The 15,454-nt window shown below is 55.9% G+C and carries 13 protein-coding genes and 1 rRNA gene; 7 read left to right on the top strand and 7 right to left on the bottom strand.

Going from position 1 to position 15,454, the window contains the following annotated elements; all coding sequences use genetic code 11:
- The 4 genes from AACS24_RS16240 to rfaD form a co-directional block, all read right to left on the bottom strand.
- Positions 1-201 (bottom strand): glycosyltransferase (locus AACS24_RS16240; protein WP_146181423.1); only part of this gene is annotated, 201 nt, incomplete at its 3' end.
- A complete protein-coding gene (locus tag AACS24_RS16235) occupies positions 198-1,406 on the bottom strand; it encodes an O-antigen ligase family protein (protein ID WP_181364210.1) in 1,209 nt (402 codons plus the stop codon). The genes AACS24_RS16240 and AACS24_RS16235, both read right to left, overlap by 4 nt.
- Before the next feature lie 2 nt (positions 1,407-1,408).
- Complete coding sequence (locus tag AACS24_RS16230) at positions 1,409-3,172, bottom strand: polysaccharide deacetylase family protein (RefSeq protein WP_108571328.1); 1,764 nt, start codon at positions 3,170-3,172, stop codon at positions 1,409-1,411.
- A 108-nt stretch (positions 3,173-3,280) separates the two neighbouring features.
- Entirely contained in the window at positions 3,281-4,234 is a 954-nt protein-coding gene (gene rfaD, locus AACS24_RS16225; protein WP_042029589.1) for an ADP-glyceromanno-heptose 6-epimerase, read from the bottom strand.
- 157 nt (positions 4,235-4,391) lie between these two features.
- Here rfaD and AACS24_RS16220 point away from each other — a divergent pair, with 157 nt between their 5' ends.
- The 5 genes from AACS24_RS16220 (at position 4,392) to AACS24_RS16200 (ending at position 10,456) form a co-directional block, all read left to right on the top strand.
- The gene (locus AACS24_RS16220; RefSeq protein ID WP_033113371.1) at positions 4,392-5,036 is read left to right on the top strand and encodes a TetR/AcrR family transcriptional regulator; all 645 of its coding nucleotides are present in this window, start codon (positions 4,392-4,394) and stop codon (positions 5,034-5,036) included.
- A gap of 115 nt (positions 5,037-5,151) precedes the next feature.
- Positions 5,152-6,342: a glycine C-acetyltransferase gene (locus AACS24_RS16215; RefSeq protein ID WP_033113370.1), complete on the top strand. Its 1,191-nt coding sequence runs from the start codon at positions 5,152-5,154 to the stop codon at positions 6,340-6,342.
- 60 nt (positions 6,343-6,402) lie between these two features.
- Positions 6,403-7,431 (top strand): L-threonine 3-dehydrogenase, encoded by a 1,029-nt coding sequence (gene tdh, locus AACS24_RS16210; protein WP_108571327.1) that lies wholly within the window; start codon positions 6,403-6,405, stop codon positions 7,429-7,431.
- A 196-nt stretch (positions 7,432-7,627) separates the two neighbouring features.
- Entirely contained in the window at positions 7,628-8,083 is a 456-nt protein-coding gene (locus tag AACS24_RS16205) for a c-type cytochrome (protein WP_162516802.1), read from the top strand.
- A gap of 90 nt (positions 8,084-8,173) precedes the next feature.
- The gene (locus tag AACS24_RS16200) at positions 8,174-10,456 is read left to right on the top strand and encodes a putative bifunctional diguanylate cyclase/phosphodiesterase (protein WP_108571326.1); all 2,283 of its coding nucleotides are present in this window, start codon (positions 8,174-8,176) and stop codon (positions 10,454-10,456) included.
- On the opposite strand, the gene rep is transcribed toward AACS24_RS16200, so the two are convergent.
- A complete protein-coding gene (gene rep / locus AACS24_RS16195) occupies positions 10,453-12,465 on the bottom strand; it encodes a DNA helicase Rep (RefSeq protein ID WP_108571325.1) in 2,013 nt (670 codons plus the stop codon). The genes AACS24_RS16200 and rep overlap by 4 nt on opposite strands.
- A gap of 181 nt (positions 12,466-12,646) precedes the next feature.
- Here rep and AACS24_RS16190 point away from each other — a divergent pair, with 181 nt between their 5' ends.
- Together AACS24_RS16190 and AACS24_RS16185 are read left to right on the top strand one after the other, a co-directional pair.
- On the top strand, positions 12,647-13,867 hold the full coding sequence (locus tag AACS24_RS16190) for an aminotransferase class V-fold PLP-dependent enzyme (protein WP_108571324.1): 1,221 nt from the start codon (positions 12,647-12,649) through the stop codon (positions 13,865-13,867).
- A 13-nt stretch (positions 13,868-13,880) separates the two neighbouring features.
- The gene (locus AACS24_RS16185) at positions 13,881-14,315 is read left to right on the top strand and encodes a SufE family protein (RefSeq protein ID WP_181364209.1); all 435 of its coding nucleotides are present in this window, start codon (positions 13,881-13,883) and stop codon (positions 14,313-14,315) included.
- 31 nt (positions 14,316-14,346) lie between these two features.
- Here AACS24_RS16185 and tcdA read toward each other — a convergent pair whose 3' ends face one another.
- Together tcdA and rrf are read right to left on the bottom strand one after the other, a co-directional pair.
- A complete protein-coding gene (gene tcdA / locus AACS24_RS16180; RefSeq protein ID WP_108571322.1) occupies positions 14,347-15,174 on the bottom strand; it encodes a tRNA cyclic N6-threonylcarbamoyladenosine(37) synthase TcdA in 828 nt (275 codons plus the stop codon).
- Between the two features lie 194 nt (positions 15,175-15,368).
- Positions 15,369-15,454 (bottom strand): 5S ribosomal RNA (gene rrf, locus AACS24_RS21975); the annotation flags it as partial.

Genomic DNA, 15,454 nt, shown 5'->3' with positions numbered 1-15,454 from the left:
ACCAATATTAAAGTCAAAATTTACAATTTTTGCTACTTGGGCAATATCTTTAGCCACAACATATTCGCTGCTATCCTCGTTGGTAGCAATAGTAATATGGTAACCATAATTATCAACTAATCCCTTTACATATGTGAGGAGTACTTTTTCTGCCCCCCCCATACCTAGCGAATGGATAAAAAACAGAAGGTGTTTAGTCATGAGGCAACCTTGTCATTGAATCTGCCTTCGTCCTTAAAGAATATAAAAAACAAAGAAATCAAATACATATAGAGAGTGTTTTGGTGCTCTATTGGAACATCAGTAAGAGCACAAACGAATGTGCCCAATGTTATTATAAAGCCTGCAGAAAAAAATGTTGATTGGCGCCAAAACAATCTCATTGGATAAACTAATATAGCCAATGCTGCTATCAGCCCTAAAATACCTCTGATGACCATGTTTTGCATAAATTGGTTATGCGCATGATACATGCCAAAACTAACATAAAAATCATTTACTATGCCATCCAAGAGTTGTTGTTGCTGTATGGTTTTAAAACCATCCAACCCTACACCTAGCAATGGGTTACCAACAAACCCTGCCCAGGCGCTCTTCCATGCCATTAGCCTCAGTCCCCACGATGATGTGTAATTGTTACTTTCCATCATATTGACTTCAGAAATACTTTCATGAATACGTGTTCTTAACATATCACTCTCATAGAAAGTTATTGCCAGCACACAAGATAGTATTAAAAACCACGACAAATATTTTATTGGTTCTTTTATTGCTTTAGCAAAAAGTACAAAAGTAACTACGGCAATCAGTGCCAGCCATACACCTCGACTTTGAGATAAATATATAGCCGAAATTGCAAAAACCGCACTAACAATATAACTATATCTGGTTAAAACAGTGGATGACTCTTGTGCGAAAAAACTGTTCAAAATGGCTAAAATAAGTGCTCCTTGAGCAAACAGGATAGCATTGGTAAACCCTTCAACCCGAAGCATTCCATTATGATATTGCCACATAGCAAGCAAACCAATAGCAATCCCACCAACAAGGGAACCCAACTTGAATGCACTAACCAAAACTGGCTCTCTTGGCATTAACAAGAAGAATACCAAAATATATAACAGGTTTCTAATCAACCAGCTTTCATCATCGTGAACTAATCGACTGATACCAATAGCTATAATATAAATAAGAACACACCAATAAAGATTTCTTGTTGACACACCAATCAGATCTTTATTTCCCACAAAGTAATTTATCACCCCGACTACGGATGAGAAAACCAGAAAATTGGTCAGATAATGCGGGCCTAATGGGACAATGAATAGCCCACACAATGTGAAAAATAACGTTAATGAACAGAGTACAATACTAAGTCGATGACAGTATTTTGCAGCTAGCGTCATGGTCATGCCTTTCTAAAAACATAATTCCCGCGGATCTTGCGCCACAGTCCGAAAACATCGGTTCGTGGGAAAATGGCGATCCGGCGGATCTGGTAGGGGTCCTGGTGCATCGCTTTGGGGCCGCTGTTGGTGGCAACGGCAAAACGGTATCCTGCGGCGATGGCCTGCTCTTTAGCACTGTCGTTGATGTCTCCGTAAGGATAGGCAAACGAGAACAGCGGCTGACCAAGCAAGGCCTCAAGCTGGCGTTTGTTCTCCTGAATCTCATGGGCCTGCTGTTCTGGCGAGAGCTTGCTCAGGCGAGGATGAGTCAGAGTGTGACCACCAATCTCCACATGGCCACTCGCCGCCAATGCCTTGATCTGCTCGCCATTCATCAGGGAAACTGACGTATCAGGATTGGTCGGATGCTCCACATCCCAACGGTTATAACCTTCGCCAGTGACCACGTACACCACGGCTTTGTAACCATATTTTTCCAGCAGAGGCAGCATGCGGGTCAGATTGTCCTGATAGCCGTCATCGGCAGTGATCATCAGGTACTTCTTGCCGTATTGCAGACGGTGGATAAAGCCTTTGTCCGCCAGATCGCGGAAAGTCAGGGTCTCGTAGCCGAGCCACTTCATCAGGCGCAGATGCTTCTCGAACATGGTGATCGGCATCCAGGTGCCGTGCACCCCTTTCTCGCTCTCGTGTTCGATAAAGCGGTGGTACATGATGACCGGCATCTCGCGACGCAGGGTTTCAACCACGGCATCCTGATAGATGGTTTCGAGGCCGGATACAACCCCCTGCAAACCGTACTCGCCCTGAATACGCTGACGAATAGCTTCCGGCACCACCTTGCTTGCGAAGGCGGCTTCGATTTTGCCCTTCAGCGCAGCAAAATCGATAGCCAGATCTTTGGGACCGATATCGCCAAAATTACTCGCCAGAGCATCATCCAGATTCTGTTCGGTCACCAGACCAATTGCCTTGGCTTCGCCGATGGCGAAGGCGGGCCGACCGCACAGCAGCGCTTCCATGGCTACTCGACCGGCGCCAATTACCAGGTCGCAACCCGCCAGCAGAGCAGGCACATCATCGACATAACCGACAAACTCGGCACGCTCCTGAAAACGGGCAAAACGCTCGGGCACACGGGTACCGCTGACAATCCGCACCCTGCAGGCATCGAGATCAAGCACTTCGTCAAGCAGGCGGTAGCAGAGTTCCCCTTTGGGGCCACTCAAGCGGCCAATGATGGCGATCACCGGCTTGTCATTATCCGGCGCCGGCATGGGCTGAAACTTGTCGGTCTCGATACCGTTGCGCAGCACCTGCACAATGGCGGGATCAACCCCCAAGTTGTCGATGATCTGCCGTGCAATATCCTCGCAAACGGCAACCGCCCTGAATCCAAGGGCATGGAAGGCTTTGCGGGATGCGTGTACCGGCTGGCGACCATGTACCGTGGTGATCATCGGGGTGCCAGTCAGTTTGCAGGCAACATAGCTGCTCCAGCCGGAGGCGCGGGAGTGAGCATGCACCAACTGGATATGGTGCTTCTTGATGAGGTAGATGAGGTAAAAGACGTGCCAGAAACGGCGCAATATGCTGCGCTTGTTGAATCGAAGCTTGAAGACGGGACCAAGGGCCGGCTTGGTCAGCGTATCCGACACATAAAAGACATTGTGACCACGCCGGGTCAGTTCGTTGCCGACCGTGGTGGCATAAACCTCGGCGCCCGTCACTTCGAGCTGGGAGAGTGCCATCAATATGTTCATTGCGTGGTTACCCGGTAGAAACTGAGAAAAACAGTGACAAACAACAGAGCCGGAAACAGGTATAGCCTGCTTCCGGCTTGTCTATATAGGCAGTGTAAAGCTCACCCGTTAGCGGTTGAGCCACGCCATATAATCCGCAACCCCTTCGGCAACGGTTTTGAACTCGGCGTCATAACCTGCGTTGCGCAGTTTGGTCATGTCGGCCTGGGTAAAGCTCTGGTAGCGACCCTTGAGGTGATCCGGGAAGGGGATGTATTCGATAGAGCCCTTCTGATGATGCTTGATCACCGCTTCGGCCACGTTCTGGAACGGCTCGGCACGACCGGTACCACAGTTGAAGATGCCGGAGTGTTGCGGGTTCTGCCAGAACCACAGGTTTACCTTGCAGACGTCGTCGATATAGATGAAGTCACGCATCTGGCCGCCGTTGGGGAAACCATCGCAACCTTCGAACAGCTTGGGATTCTCGCCCTTCTTCACCTGGGTGTTGAGGTGGAAGGCAACGGAAGCCATGGAGCCTTTATGCTGCTCGCGCGGGCCGTAGACGTTGAAGTACTTGAGGCCGACGACCTGAGAGTTGATCTCCGGCATCCAGCGGCGCACGTACTGGTCGAACAGCTGCTTGGAGTAGCCATAGACGTTGAGCGGCTGCTCGAACTTGGGATCTTCGATGAAGTTGTCGTTGCGACCGCCGTAAGTGGCGGCAGAAGAGGCGTAAATGAAGGGAATTTCACGCTCGATGCAGTAGTGGAACAGATCCTTGGAGTACTCGTAGTTGACCTCCATGATGAACTTGCCGTTCCACTCGGTCGTCGCTGAGCAGGCACCTTCGTGGAAAATAACCTCAATGCCGTCCCACTCTTCGAATTCGTCGCCGGAAACGATACGCGCCTGGAACTCGTCTTTGTCCATGTAGTCAGCGATGGTCAGATCGACCAGGTTGACGAACTTGGTGCCGTCGGTCAGGTCATCAATGACCACGATATCGGTCCGTCCTTGAGCGTTCAGCTGCTTGACCAGATTGCTGCCGATAAAGCCAGCACCGCCAGTTACTACGATCATGGAGTTTGCCTCTCGTACGTTGATGGCTACATGTGACTGCTTGTTAAAGCTGTGTATAGTGAGCCAATTTGAAATTGCCGAAAAGTTTATCACGGGCAGTCTGGGGATTCGACCTTGTTCAATTTGCCCCGGGCGGAACCCGTTGGAGGAATGAGTGATGAAGACCAGAGACAGGATCATTCACAGCGCCACCGAGCTGTTTAACGATCAGGGTGAGCGCAACATCACCACCAACCATATTGCGGCGCACATGGGTATCAGTCCGGGCAACCTCTATTACCACTTCCGTAATAAAGAGGACATCATCCACTCCATCTTCGATCAATATGCCCGCCACCTGAGCGAAAGCTTCATCCCGACCCGCAACCGTGAAATCACCCTGCAGGATTTGATGGGCTATCTGGATGCCATCTTCTATCTGATGTGGCAGTTCCGCTTCTTCTACGCCAACCTGCCGGACATCCTGAGCCGGGACGAACCACTGCAGCAGAAATACCTCAAGGCGCAAGAGCAGATGAGATCCTCGGTCGTGACCCTGCTCAAGAGCCTGCGCGAAGGGGGCATCATAGATGTGACCGACGCGGATCTGCCGGATCTCGGCCAAACCATCAAGATGGTGGTCACCTGCTGGATCCCGTTCCAGATTGCCCAGGCTCCCAATACCCGCATCACCAAGCCACTGCTCTATCAGGGAGTGCTGAAGGTGCTGTTTCTGCTGCGTCCCTACGTGCAACCGCAAGTCTCCGAACAGATCCAGCAACTGGAGCAACACTACCGCCAACTGGCCCAACCAGTTGAGTGAGATCTGTTTCACAATTGTTTGATTGCAGAACAATAATTTGAATTAACCGCAACAAACTGAAGTAAAATGTGGCCCTCTGTTGATACTCAGCTGAAATAGCCAATAAGGATCGAGGATGTCTAACGGATTCTATCGTCACCTGACCGAGCAACTGAATCAGGTGCAAGCTGAAGGGTTGTACAAGCAGGAACGCATCATCACCTCCGCCCAGCAGGCCAGCATCGCCGTGGGTGGGGAGCAGGTACTGAACTTCTGTGCCAACAACTATTTGGGATTGGCCAACCACCCGGATCTGATCGCCGCCGCCCATCAAGGCCTCGACAGCCACGGCTTCGGTATGGCCTCGGTTCGCTTTATCTGTGGCACCCAGGATCAGCACAAGGAGCTGGAGCAGAAGATGTCTGCCTTCCTGGGCACCGAAGACACCATCCTCTACTCCTCCTGCTTCGATGCTAACGGCGGCCTGTTCGAGACCCTTTTCGGTGCCGAAGATGCCATCATCTCCGATGCCCTCAACCACGCCTCCATCATCGACGGCGTGCGCCTGTGCAAGGCCAAGCGCTATCGCTACGCCAACAACGACATGGCCGAACTGGAAGCCCAGCTGAAACAGGCTGACGCCGATGGCGCCCGCTTCAAGCTGATCGCTACCGATGGTGTCTTCTCCATGGATGGGGTCATCGCCGACCTCAAATCCATCTGCGATCTGGCCGACAAATACGATGCGCTGGTGATGGTCGATGACTCCCACGCCGTCGGCTTCATCGGCGAAAACGGTCGCGGCACCCATGAATACTGTGGCGTGATGGATCGGGTCGATATCATCACCGGCACTCTGGGCAAGGCGCTCGGTGGCGCCTCCGGCGGCTACACCTCCGGCAAAAAAGAGGTGATCGACTGGCTGCGCCAGCGCTCCCGCCCCTATCTCTTCTCCAACTCGCTGGCCCCCTCCATCGTTGCAGCCACCATCAAGGTGATCGACATGCTGGCCGAAGGTCACGACCTGCGCGCCCGCCTGCAGGAAAACAGCCGCTACTTCCGCGAGCGCATGAGCGCCGCAGGCTTTACCCTGGCTGGCGCCGATCACGCCATCATTCCGGTGATGCTGGGCGATGCCAAGCTGGCTGCCGAGATGGCCAGCCGCATGCTGGCGGCCGGTATCTACGTGGTGGGTTTCTCCTTCCCCGTGGTGCCGAAAGGTCAGGCGCGCATTCGTACTCAGATGTCCGCCGCTCACACCCGCGAGCAGCTCGACAAAGCGATCGATGCCTTCATCCGCATTGGCCGCGAGCTCGCCATCATCTGATTTGCATCGAGGGGCCCTGTGCCCCTCCCTTCTTTCTGCATTCATAGCAAAGGATCCGCCATGAAAGCCCTGTCCAAACTCAAGCCCGAGATCGGCATCTGGATGACCGACGTTCCCGCACCGGAGCTGGGCCACAACGACCTGCTGATCAAAATTCGCAAAACCGCCATCTGCGGTACCGACATCCATATCTACAACTGGGATGAGTGGTCGCAGAAGACCATTCCGGTTCCTATGGTGGTAGGCCACGAATATGTCGGCGAAGTCGTCGCAATCGGCCAGGAGGTGCGCGGCTTCGCCATCGGCGATCGCGTCTCCGGTGAAGGCCACATCACCTGTGGCCACTGCCGCAACTGCCGCGCCGGCCGCACCCACCTCTGTCGCAACACCACGGGGGTGGGCGTCAACCGGCCGGGGGCCTTCGCCGAATATCTGGTGATCCCCGCCTTCAATGCCTTCAAGCTGCCGGACAACATCCCGGACGAACTGGCCGCCATTTTCGACCCGTTTGGCAATGCGGTGCATACTGCCCTCTCCTTCGATCTGGTGGGGGAAGATGTACTCATCACCGGCGCAGGCCCCATCGGCATCATGGCTGCCGCCGTCTGCCGTCATGTCGGTGCCCGCCACGTAGTGATCACTGACGTCAACGAATACCGGCTGGAACTGGCACGCAAGATGGGTGCAACCCGCACCGTCAATATCGGCAAGGAGAAGCTCGCCGACGTGATGAGTGAACTGGGAATGACGGAAGGGTTTGACGTAGGGCTGGAGATGTCCGGCGTACCGAGCGCCTTCCAGGAGATGCTCGACAAGATGAACCATGGCGGCAAGATAGCCATGCTCGGCATTCCACCCTCGACCATGGCCATCGACTGGAACAAGGTGATCTTCAAGGGACTGTTTATCAAGGGTATCTATGGCCGCGAGATGTTCGAAACCTGGTACAAGATGGCCAGCCTGATCCAGTCCGGACTGGATCTCTCCCCCATCATCACCCACCGCTTCCACATCGACGAGTTCCAGCAAGGCTTTGATGCCATGCGCTCCGGCCACTCTGGCAAGGTGATCCTGAGCTGGGATAACTAAACTGCGGCCCTTAACTTGTTAAAACCCGGCATCCGCCGGGTTTCTTTTTCAGAAGCACACCGTCAGACAGCGTGATACGAGCCAAAAGTTTGCTTGCAGAGTGTTTAACACTTCACACACAAGCGTTTAAATGGCTGTAACTATTCGGTTATAATCCGTCCGGTTCACAGGGATAATAAGAGAGTGCTGGGAGTATATGAGCGTGCTGAAAAAACTGAGCTATCTGCTGGCTGTCGGTATGACCGCTGTCAGCCTGTCCGGAGCAGTGTTTGCTGCTGACGATATGTCACCGGATGCCATTGCCGAGCGGATCAAACCGGTCGGTCAGGTCTATACCGCCAAGGATCTGGAAGGTATTGCCGGTGCGGGCGCAGCGCCTGCGGCAGCCGCATCTTCCGGCCCGCGCGATGGCGAAACCGTGTTCAAGGGCGCCTGCTTCGCCTGTCACGACACCGGTGCAGCCGGCGCGCCCAAACGTGGCGACAAAGCGGCTTGGGAGCCCCGTATCGCCCAGGGCATTGAAACGCTCAAGAAGCATGCCATCGGTGGCTTTACCGGCAAATCCGGCATGATGCCCCCGCGCGGCACCTGCGCAACTTGTAGTGACGAAGAGATTGAGAACGCCATCCACTACATGATCGACAAGCTCTAAGTATTTGAAAGGGCCGCATATGCGGCCCTTTCAATCTATCGCCTTCCAGCTACTCTTGTATGGTAGACATACTCGGGAGTTGCTCATCTCATGTCGTCCCAATCCATTGAATCCCACTATTCAACTCCTCTGCTGGCGTTGGTCTCGGCCATTATGGACTTTCCTGCGCCACACACAGCAACGACCGACAACTACGACGCCCTGATCCAGCAAATTGATCAACTCTGCCCTCTGCAACATTTTGGCATGCTTGGCCTCTCCGATACCGGGTTGAACTGGGTCTATGCCCACAAGATCAGCGATTCGTTCAAACAGCAGCTGGGACGGGAGCAGTCCCGGATCACCGATCAACTGACCCAGCTGGATGAAGCCGATGGCTGGTGCGTTTTTCCTATCGAACATGGCCAGGTACAGTGGTTGCTGGCACGCAGCACACCAACAGATCTCCCGACCCTGCGCTTGCTGCTCGAATGTCTGGCCAAACGGCTGACCGAAACCCAGGCAGGCTCCCATCTGGCAGAGCCCCCCTCTCCGCTGATCCGTAAAGACCCCAACTGGCAGAAGAAAATCGAGAGCATCAGCCGCATCATGCGACTGGCCAATACCCTTCCCGGTCAGGCCCTCTTCTCCCAGCTGGAAGCTGTGTTGCGCCAGATGCTGGCCATTGAAGACATGCTGCTGGTTCGGCTCAATACTCACAAGCTGGAAAAGGTCTACCCGGCGACCCCCCATCAGAGCGATGAGTTCATCAGCGGCTTGTGTCATAGCACCAGCAATATCGAGGTCAGCAAAGAGTCGCTGTTCTGGCACAGCATGCCGCTGCGCCTGCAACAACAGTATTTCGCCCACTTCATTATCAGCACATCCACCCCATTGGAGGCAGATGACAAACTCTTCCTCGACTTTTTACGCGGCCAGCTGACGCTGCTGCTTGAGCTGAAGCGGATCCGGCAGCAACTCAACGACATCAATACCGAAGACTCCATCAACCAGCGCCTCCAGCAGCTGCGCCAGACCAACCTCAGATTGCAAAAGCAGCTCAAACAGCATCAGGAGCTGGAACGCAGGCTGCAATTTGACGCCCTGCACGACCCGCTAACCCAGCTGCCCAACCGGGCCCTGCTGATGAATCACCTCAACCACGCCATGACCCACTACAACCGCTACAAATCGCCTGGGTTTGCCGTGATTTTTATCGATGTGGATCACTTCAAGCAGATCAACGACACCCTGGGCCACAGCGCCGGGGATCAGTTGCTCAAGGAGATAAGCCGCCGCCTGCAAACCTGCATCCGGCAAAATGATTTGGTAGCAAGGCTGGGGGGAGACGAGTTCGTCATCTATCTGGACAGCAGCAAGAACGATGATGATATCAGTCCAGTTTTGAACCGGATCATCAGCCGGCTCTCCTACCCTTTCAGGCTGCTCGGCAACGAGCTGAGCATCACCGTCAGCCTGGGCGTATCTATCGCGTCCGAACAAACAACGGACATCAGCCAGTTGCTTCATCAGGCCGATCTAGCCATGTATCAGGCCAAGCGCAATGGTCGCAGTCGTATCGTCAGCTACTCGGAGGATTGCATCAACCAGAACTGGAACTCGCCGGAAGAGATGCTGGCCAGAGCCCTGCGCGAAGGGCGTATCGTCCCCTACTTCCAGCCAGTGATCCGGCTGCAAGACAGCCGACTGACCGGCCTTGAGGTGATGGCTCGCTGGTTGACGGAAGAGGGAGTGCTGAAAGATGCCTTTGATTTTATCCCGCTGGCGGAACAGTGCGGCCTTATTCTCGATCTGGATTACCAGATCCTGCGTCACACCTGTCAGCAGCTGAAAAACTGGCTGCCACTCTCGGGACAGAGCAAATTCAAGGTGGCGATCAATCTCTCCGGCAAGCATCTGGTCAACCACGACCATATCATGCGGCTGATAACCATTCTGGAAGAAGAGGGAGTCTCCCCCAGCTACCTGATCTTTGAATTCAACGAGCGGGAGCTGTCACGGCAGGATTCCGATGCGCTGGCCTCGCTGCACGAGCTGCGCGCCAAGGGCATCCAGATCAGCCTCGACGATTTTGGGACCGGCTTCTCCTCTCTCAACGCCCTGTTCCACTTTCCGGTGGACTACATCAAGGTGGATGACAGCTTTACCCAACGCATGTTGCAGTCCCCCAAAGACCTCGCGCTAATCCGCGCCATGCGCGACATCTGTCAGGATCTCGATTACACCTTGGTGGTAGAAGGCATAGAGAACCAGCAGCAATTGCAGAAGCTAATCGATATTGGCTGCCGGATGGGGCAGGGGCGTTATATCTCACCGCCCATGCCGGGCACAGACATTATCCCGCTGCTCACCCCCAGCAGCACACAGCTTTAATCCTTCTTGAACATGGCACGCAGATTGGCCACCGCCATCTGCCCCTTCTGCTGGCGCTCCTCGGCCGTCACCTTCTTCTGGTTTTCCCACTCCAGATCATCCTGCGGCAGCTCCAGCAGGAAGCGGCTCGGCTCCGGCCGCACCGACTCGCCGTACTGACGCCGCTCCTTGCAAAGGGTAAAGGTCAGCTCGGTCTGGGCGCGGGTGATGCCCACATAGGCGAGGCGCCGCTCCTCCTCCACATTATCTTCGTCGATGCTGGTCTGGTGGGGCAACAAACCCTCCTCCATCCCCACCATATAGACATAGGGAAACTCCAACCCCTTGGAGGCGTGCAGCGTCATCAACTGCACCTGATCAGCGTCATCCTCCCCCTCGTTGCGCTCCATCATGTCACGCAGGGTGAGGCGAGTGACTACCTGTGCCAGCGTCATCGACTCCTCCAGCTCATCCCCCTCCAGCATCTCGGTGATCCAGCGATAGAGGGTAGAGACGTTCTGCATCCGCATCTCGGCTGCTTTCGGGCTGGGCGAGGTCTCGTAAAGCCACTCTTCGTAGTGAATCTCCTTGATCATGTCCCGCACCGCCTCCACCGGATTGCCGCGCAACGCCTCATCGCCAAGGCGTACCAACCAGTTGGTGAATGCCTGCAGGGCCACGAGGCCACGCCCGGAGAGGTGCTGCTCCAGCCCCAGCTCGAAGCTGGCGGCAAACAGACTTTTGCCACGCTGGTTGGCGTATTGGCCCAGCTTCTCCAGCGTGGTGGGACCGATCTCGCGGCGCGGCAAGTTGACCACCCGCAGGAAGGCAGTGTCCTCGTCCGGATTCACCAGCAACTTGAGGTAGGCCATGATGTCCTTGATCTCGGTGCGGGAGAAAAACGAGGTGCCGCCGGAGATGCGATAGGGAATCCGGTTGGTCATCAGCGCCTTCTCGAAGATGCGCGACTGATGGTTGCCCCGATAGAGGATGGCGTAATCCTTGAACCGGGTGCGATTCATGAACTTATGGCCCATCATTTCGGCGGCGATGCGCTCCGCCTCGTGCTCCTCGTTCTTGGCAAACAGCACCTTGACCGGCACCCCGTAATCGAGCTCAGAGAAGAGCGCCTTGTCGAACACATGGGGGTTGTTGGCGATCAGGATGTTGGCGCACTTGAGGATGCGCCCCTTGGAGCGGTAGTTCTGCTCCAGTTTGATGAGCCGCAGATTCGGAAAGTCTTCGTTCAGCAGCACCAGGTTCTGCGGCTTGGCGCCGCGCCAAGAGTAGATGGACTGGTCATCGTCCCCCACCACGGTGAAGCGGGCGCGCTCGCCGACGATCTGCTTCACCAGCTCGTACTGGCTGGTGTTGGTGTCCTGATACTCGTCGACCAGCAGGTAGCGGATCTTGTTCTGCCAGCGGGTGCGCACCTCCTCGTTGCTCTTGAGCAGCAGGGTCGGCATCACGATGAGATCGTCAAAATCCAGCGCGTTATAGGCCACCATCTGGCGGTGATAACGCTCGTAGAGCTGGGCCATCAGCACCTCTTCCGGCCCGCGGGCAATGCGCATCGCGCGGGCTGGCAGAATCAGGTCGTTTTTCCAGTTGGAGATCTGTGTAATGAGGGCCGAGAGCTTGTCTTTGTCGTTGTCGAGCTCCGCCTCGGTCAGCTCTTTCAGCAGCGCCAGCTGATCGGTGTCGTCGAACAGGGAGAAGTTCGCCTTGAGATTCAGGCTCTTGTGCTCCCGTCGGATGATCTCGAGCCCCAGAGTATGGAAGGTGGAGACCATCAGCCCCCGCGCCTCCTTGCGTCCCAAAGTCTGGCCGACCCGCTCCTTCATCTCCCGCGCCGCCTTGTTGGTGAAGGTGACGGCGGCGATATTGCGCGCGTTGTAGCCGCACTGCTGCACCAGATAGGCAATCTTGTTGGTGATGACGCGAGTCTTGCCCGATCCGGCACCCGCCAGCACCAGGCAAGGGCCGGAAACATACTTGACCGCTTCGTTCTGATTGGGGTTGAGCTTCATGGGCCGGATCTCTTGGCTTATGATGAGGGGCGGCATTGTACCAGAAATCACCCGACGAGCCGTACCTGCTGCACAGCAAGCAACCGCCAATCGGGCTTATCGCGCCTTGTGTTCGGGCGCTATTTTCAGGATCATGGCCGACCTTTCGAAATGATGACTTTTTCCAGATGATGAGGGGAGCATGAATCAGCAACAGCATGACCAACTGCGCAGCCAGTTTCCGGCCTTGGCGCAGGAGGTAAACGGCCACCCTCTGGTCTATCTGGACAACGCCGCCACCACCCAGAAACCGCAAGCGGTGCTGGATGCCATCGCTCACTACTATCGGGCCGACAACGCCAACGTGCACCGCGCCGCTCACGCCCTGAGTGGCCGTGCTACCCGCGCCTTTGAGGCTTCCCGCGAGACGGTCACCCGCTTTATCAATGCGCCCCGCAGCCACGAGGTGATCTGGACCCGTGGTACCACAGAAGCGATCAATCTGGTAGCCCAGAGCTGGGGGATGAGCGAGCTCAAGGCGGGGGACGAAATAATCCTCAGCACGCTGGAGCATCACGCCAATATCGTCCCATGGCAACTGGTCGCCCAGAGCACCGGAGCGGAGATCCGGGTTATCCCGCTCGATGAGCGGGGCGATCTCGATCTGGCCGCCTATCACGCCATGCTGGGACCACGGACCCGGCTGGTAAGTGTGGCCCACGTCTCCAATGCCCTTGGCACCGTCAATCCAGTCAAAGAGATGGTGGCAGCGGCCAAGGCAGTCGGCGCTCTGACCCTGATCGACGGCGCTCAGGCGGTAGCTCATCTTGGCGTCGATGTGCAGGCCATCGGTTGCGACTTCTACGCCTTCTCCGGTCACAAGCTCTATGGCCCGACCGGCATCGGCGTGTTGTGGGGCCGCACCGAGCTATTGGAACGGATACCGCCCTGGCAAGCCGGTGGCGAGATGATCGATCGGGTCAGCTTCAGCGGCACCACCTTCAATACCCTGCCCTTCAAGTTCGAGGCGGGCACTCCCCATATCGCTGGCGCTATCGGCCTCGCCGCTGCCATCGACTTTATGATGGCGCAAGACCGGCAATGGCTAGCCAGCCATGAGCAGGCCCTGACCGACTATCTGGTCGCTGGCCTGCAACGGGTGCCGGGGCTGCGTCTGGTCGGCGAACCCGATCAGCGCGCCGGTGCGGTCTCGTTCCTGCTGGATGATATCCACCCGCAAGATGCCGCCACCCTGCTCGATATGCAGGGGATCGCCCTGCGAGTCGGCCATCACTGCGCCATGCCGCTGATGGAATCGCTCGGGATCGGCGGCACCATGCGCGCCTCGCTGGCCTGCTATAACAACCGGGACGATGTCGACGCCCTGCTGGCCGCCCTGCACAAACTCAGTGACTTCTTCTAAGGCAGACAACCGAATGAGTGATCTCGCAAGCTATACCCAGATCGGCCTTGAGCCCAACGCCGACACCATCCGCCAGCAGTTTGCCGCCGCTCACGGCTGGGAGAACCAGTACCGACTCATCATCCAGCTCGGCAAGCAGCTGCCAGCGCTACCCGGCGAATGGCAGCAGGAGGAGTTCCGCCTCAAGGGATGTGAAAGCCAAGCCTGGCTGAAGGGAGAAAAAAGCGAGGATGGCTGCTGGCATTTTGCCTGTGATTCCGATGCCCGCATCGTGCGCGGGCTGATCGTTATCGTGCTGGCGGCGCTGAACCACCAATCGTCTGTGACAATCCAGGCGTTTGATATGGAAGGCTATTTCAGCGAGCTGGGGCTTGAGAAACACTTGAGCCCGTCACGAGGTAACGGGCTCAGGGCGATCGTGCTGGCGATCCGGGAGCAGGCTGTCTAACCCGCCTTGTGCAGTGTTCGCTTACGCTTCGCTAATCGACCACTGCGTCTTCATTCCCCACCTCTTTCTCGGAGCGGGCACCCCGCTCGGCAATCTTCTTCAATACCCGGGACGCGGCAACCAGCCCGAAGGTTGCCGTCACCGGCGTCACCGCGCCAAAGCCGGAAGCGCAATCCATCTTCATGGCGCCATCGCTGGCCGCCTTGGCCTGACAGGTGCCACCATTGCCATCCGGATAGCTCAGTTGCTCGGTTGAGAAAACACACTCCACCCCGAACTTGCGCGCCGGATTCTTGCTGAAGTTATGCAACCTGCGCAAATCGGATCGCACCTTCGCAGCGAGCGGATCCTGAATGGTCTTGGCCAGGTCCGCCACTGTGATTTGGGTCGGGTCCATCTGTCCGCCGGCACCACCTGCGACGATCACCGGGATCTTGTTGCGCTTGCAGAAGGCAATAAGCGCCACCTTGGCCTTGACCGAGTCGATGGCGTCCACCACATAGTCAAACTCCCGCTTGATATGCTCGGCCAGGTTGTTGGCGGTGACGAAATCGTCCACCTCGATCACTTCGCAATCCGGATTGATGGCGCGAATCCGCTCGGCCATCACCTCGATTTTGAGGCGACCAACAGTACCCTGCATGGCGTGGATCTGACGATTGGTATTGGTGATGCAGATATCGTCCATGTCGATCAGGGTGATCTGGTTGATACCGGCGCGAGCCAGCGCCTCCGCCGCCCAGGAGCCAACGCCGCCGATCCCCACCACACAGACCTTGGCCTGGCTAAAGGAACGCAGGGCCTTCTGACCATAAAGACGGGCAATGCCCCCGAATCGTTGTAGATATTCTGCTTTCATACCACCACCTTGCTTGAGGGCGGCCATTATAGCGACAACCACAGCCAGCGGCGATGACAGAACCGGAGAAAATCGAGGAGAAAAAACAGAGAAAGCGGCTGAGAAGAGGGAATAAAAGGTCAATTATCAGGCGATTTGCTGATTTTCAGGCAATAAAAAACCCCGCTCGATGAGCGGGGTTCTTCGTGTTGGGTGCCTGGCAGTGTCCTACTCTCGCATGGCGAATGCCACACTACCATCGGCGCTACCGCGTTTCACTTCTGAGTTCGGCATGGGTTCA

Origin of the sequence: Aeromonas sp. HMWF016 (assembly GCF_963878195.1) — a bacterium.
In the GTDB taxonomy this organism is placed as follows: Bacteria; Pseudomonadota; Gammaproteobacteria; order Enterobacterales; family Aeromonadaceae; genus Aeromonas; species Aeromonas lacus.
This window is presented reverse-complemented; position numbering and strand designations above follow the sequence as displayed.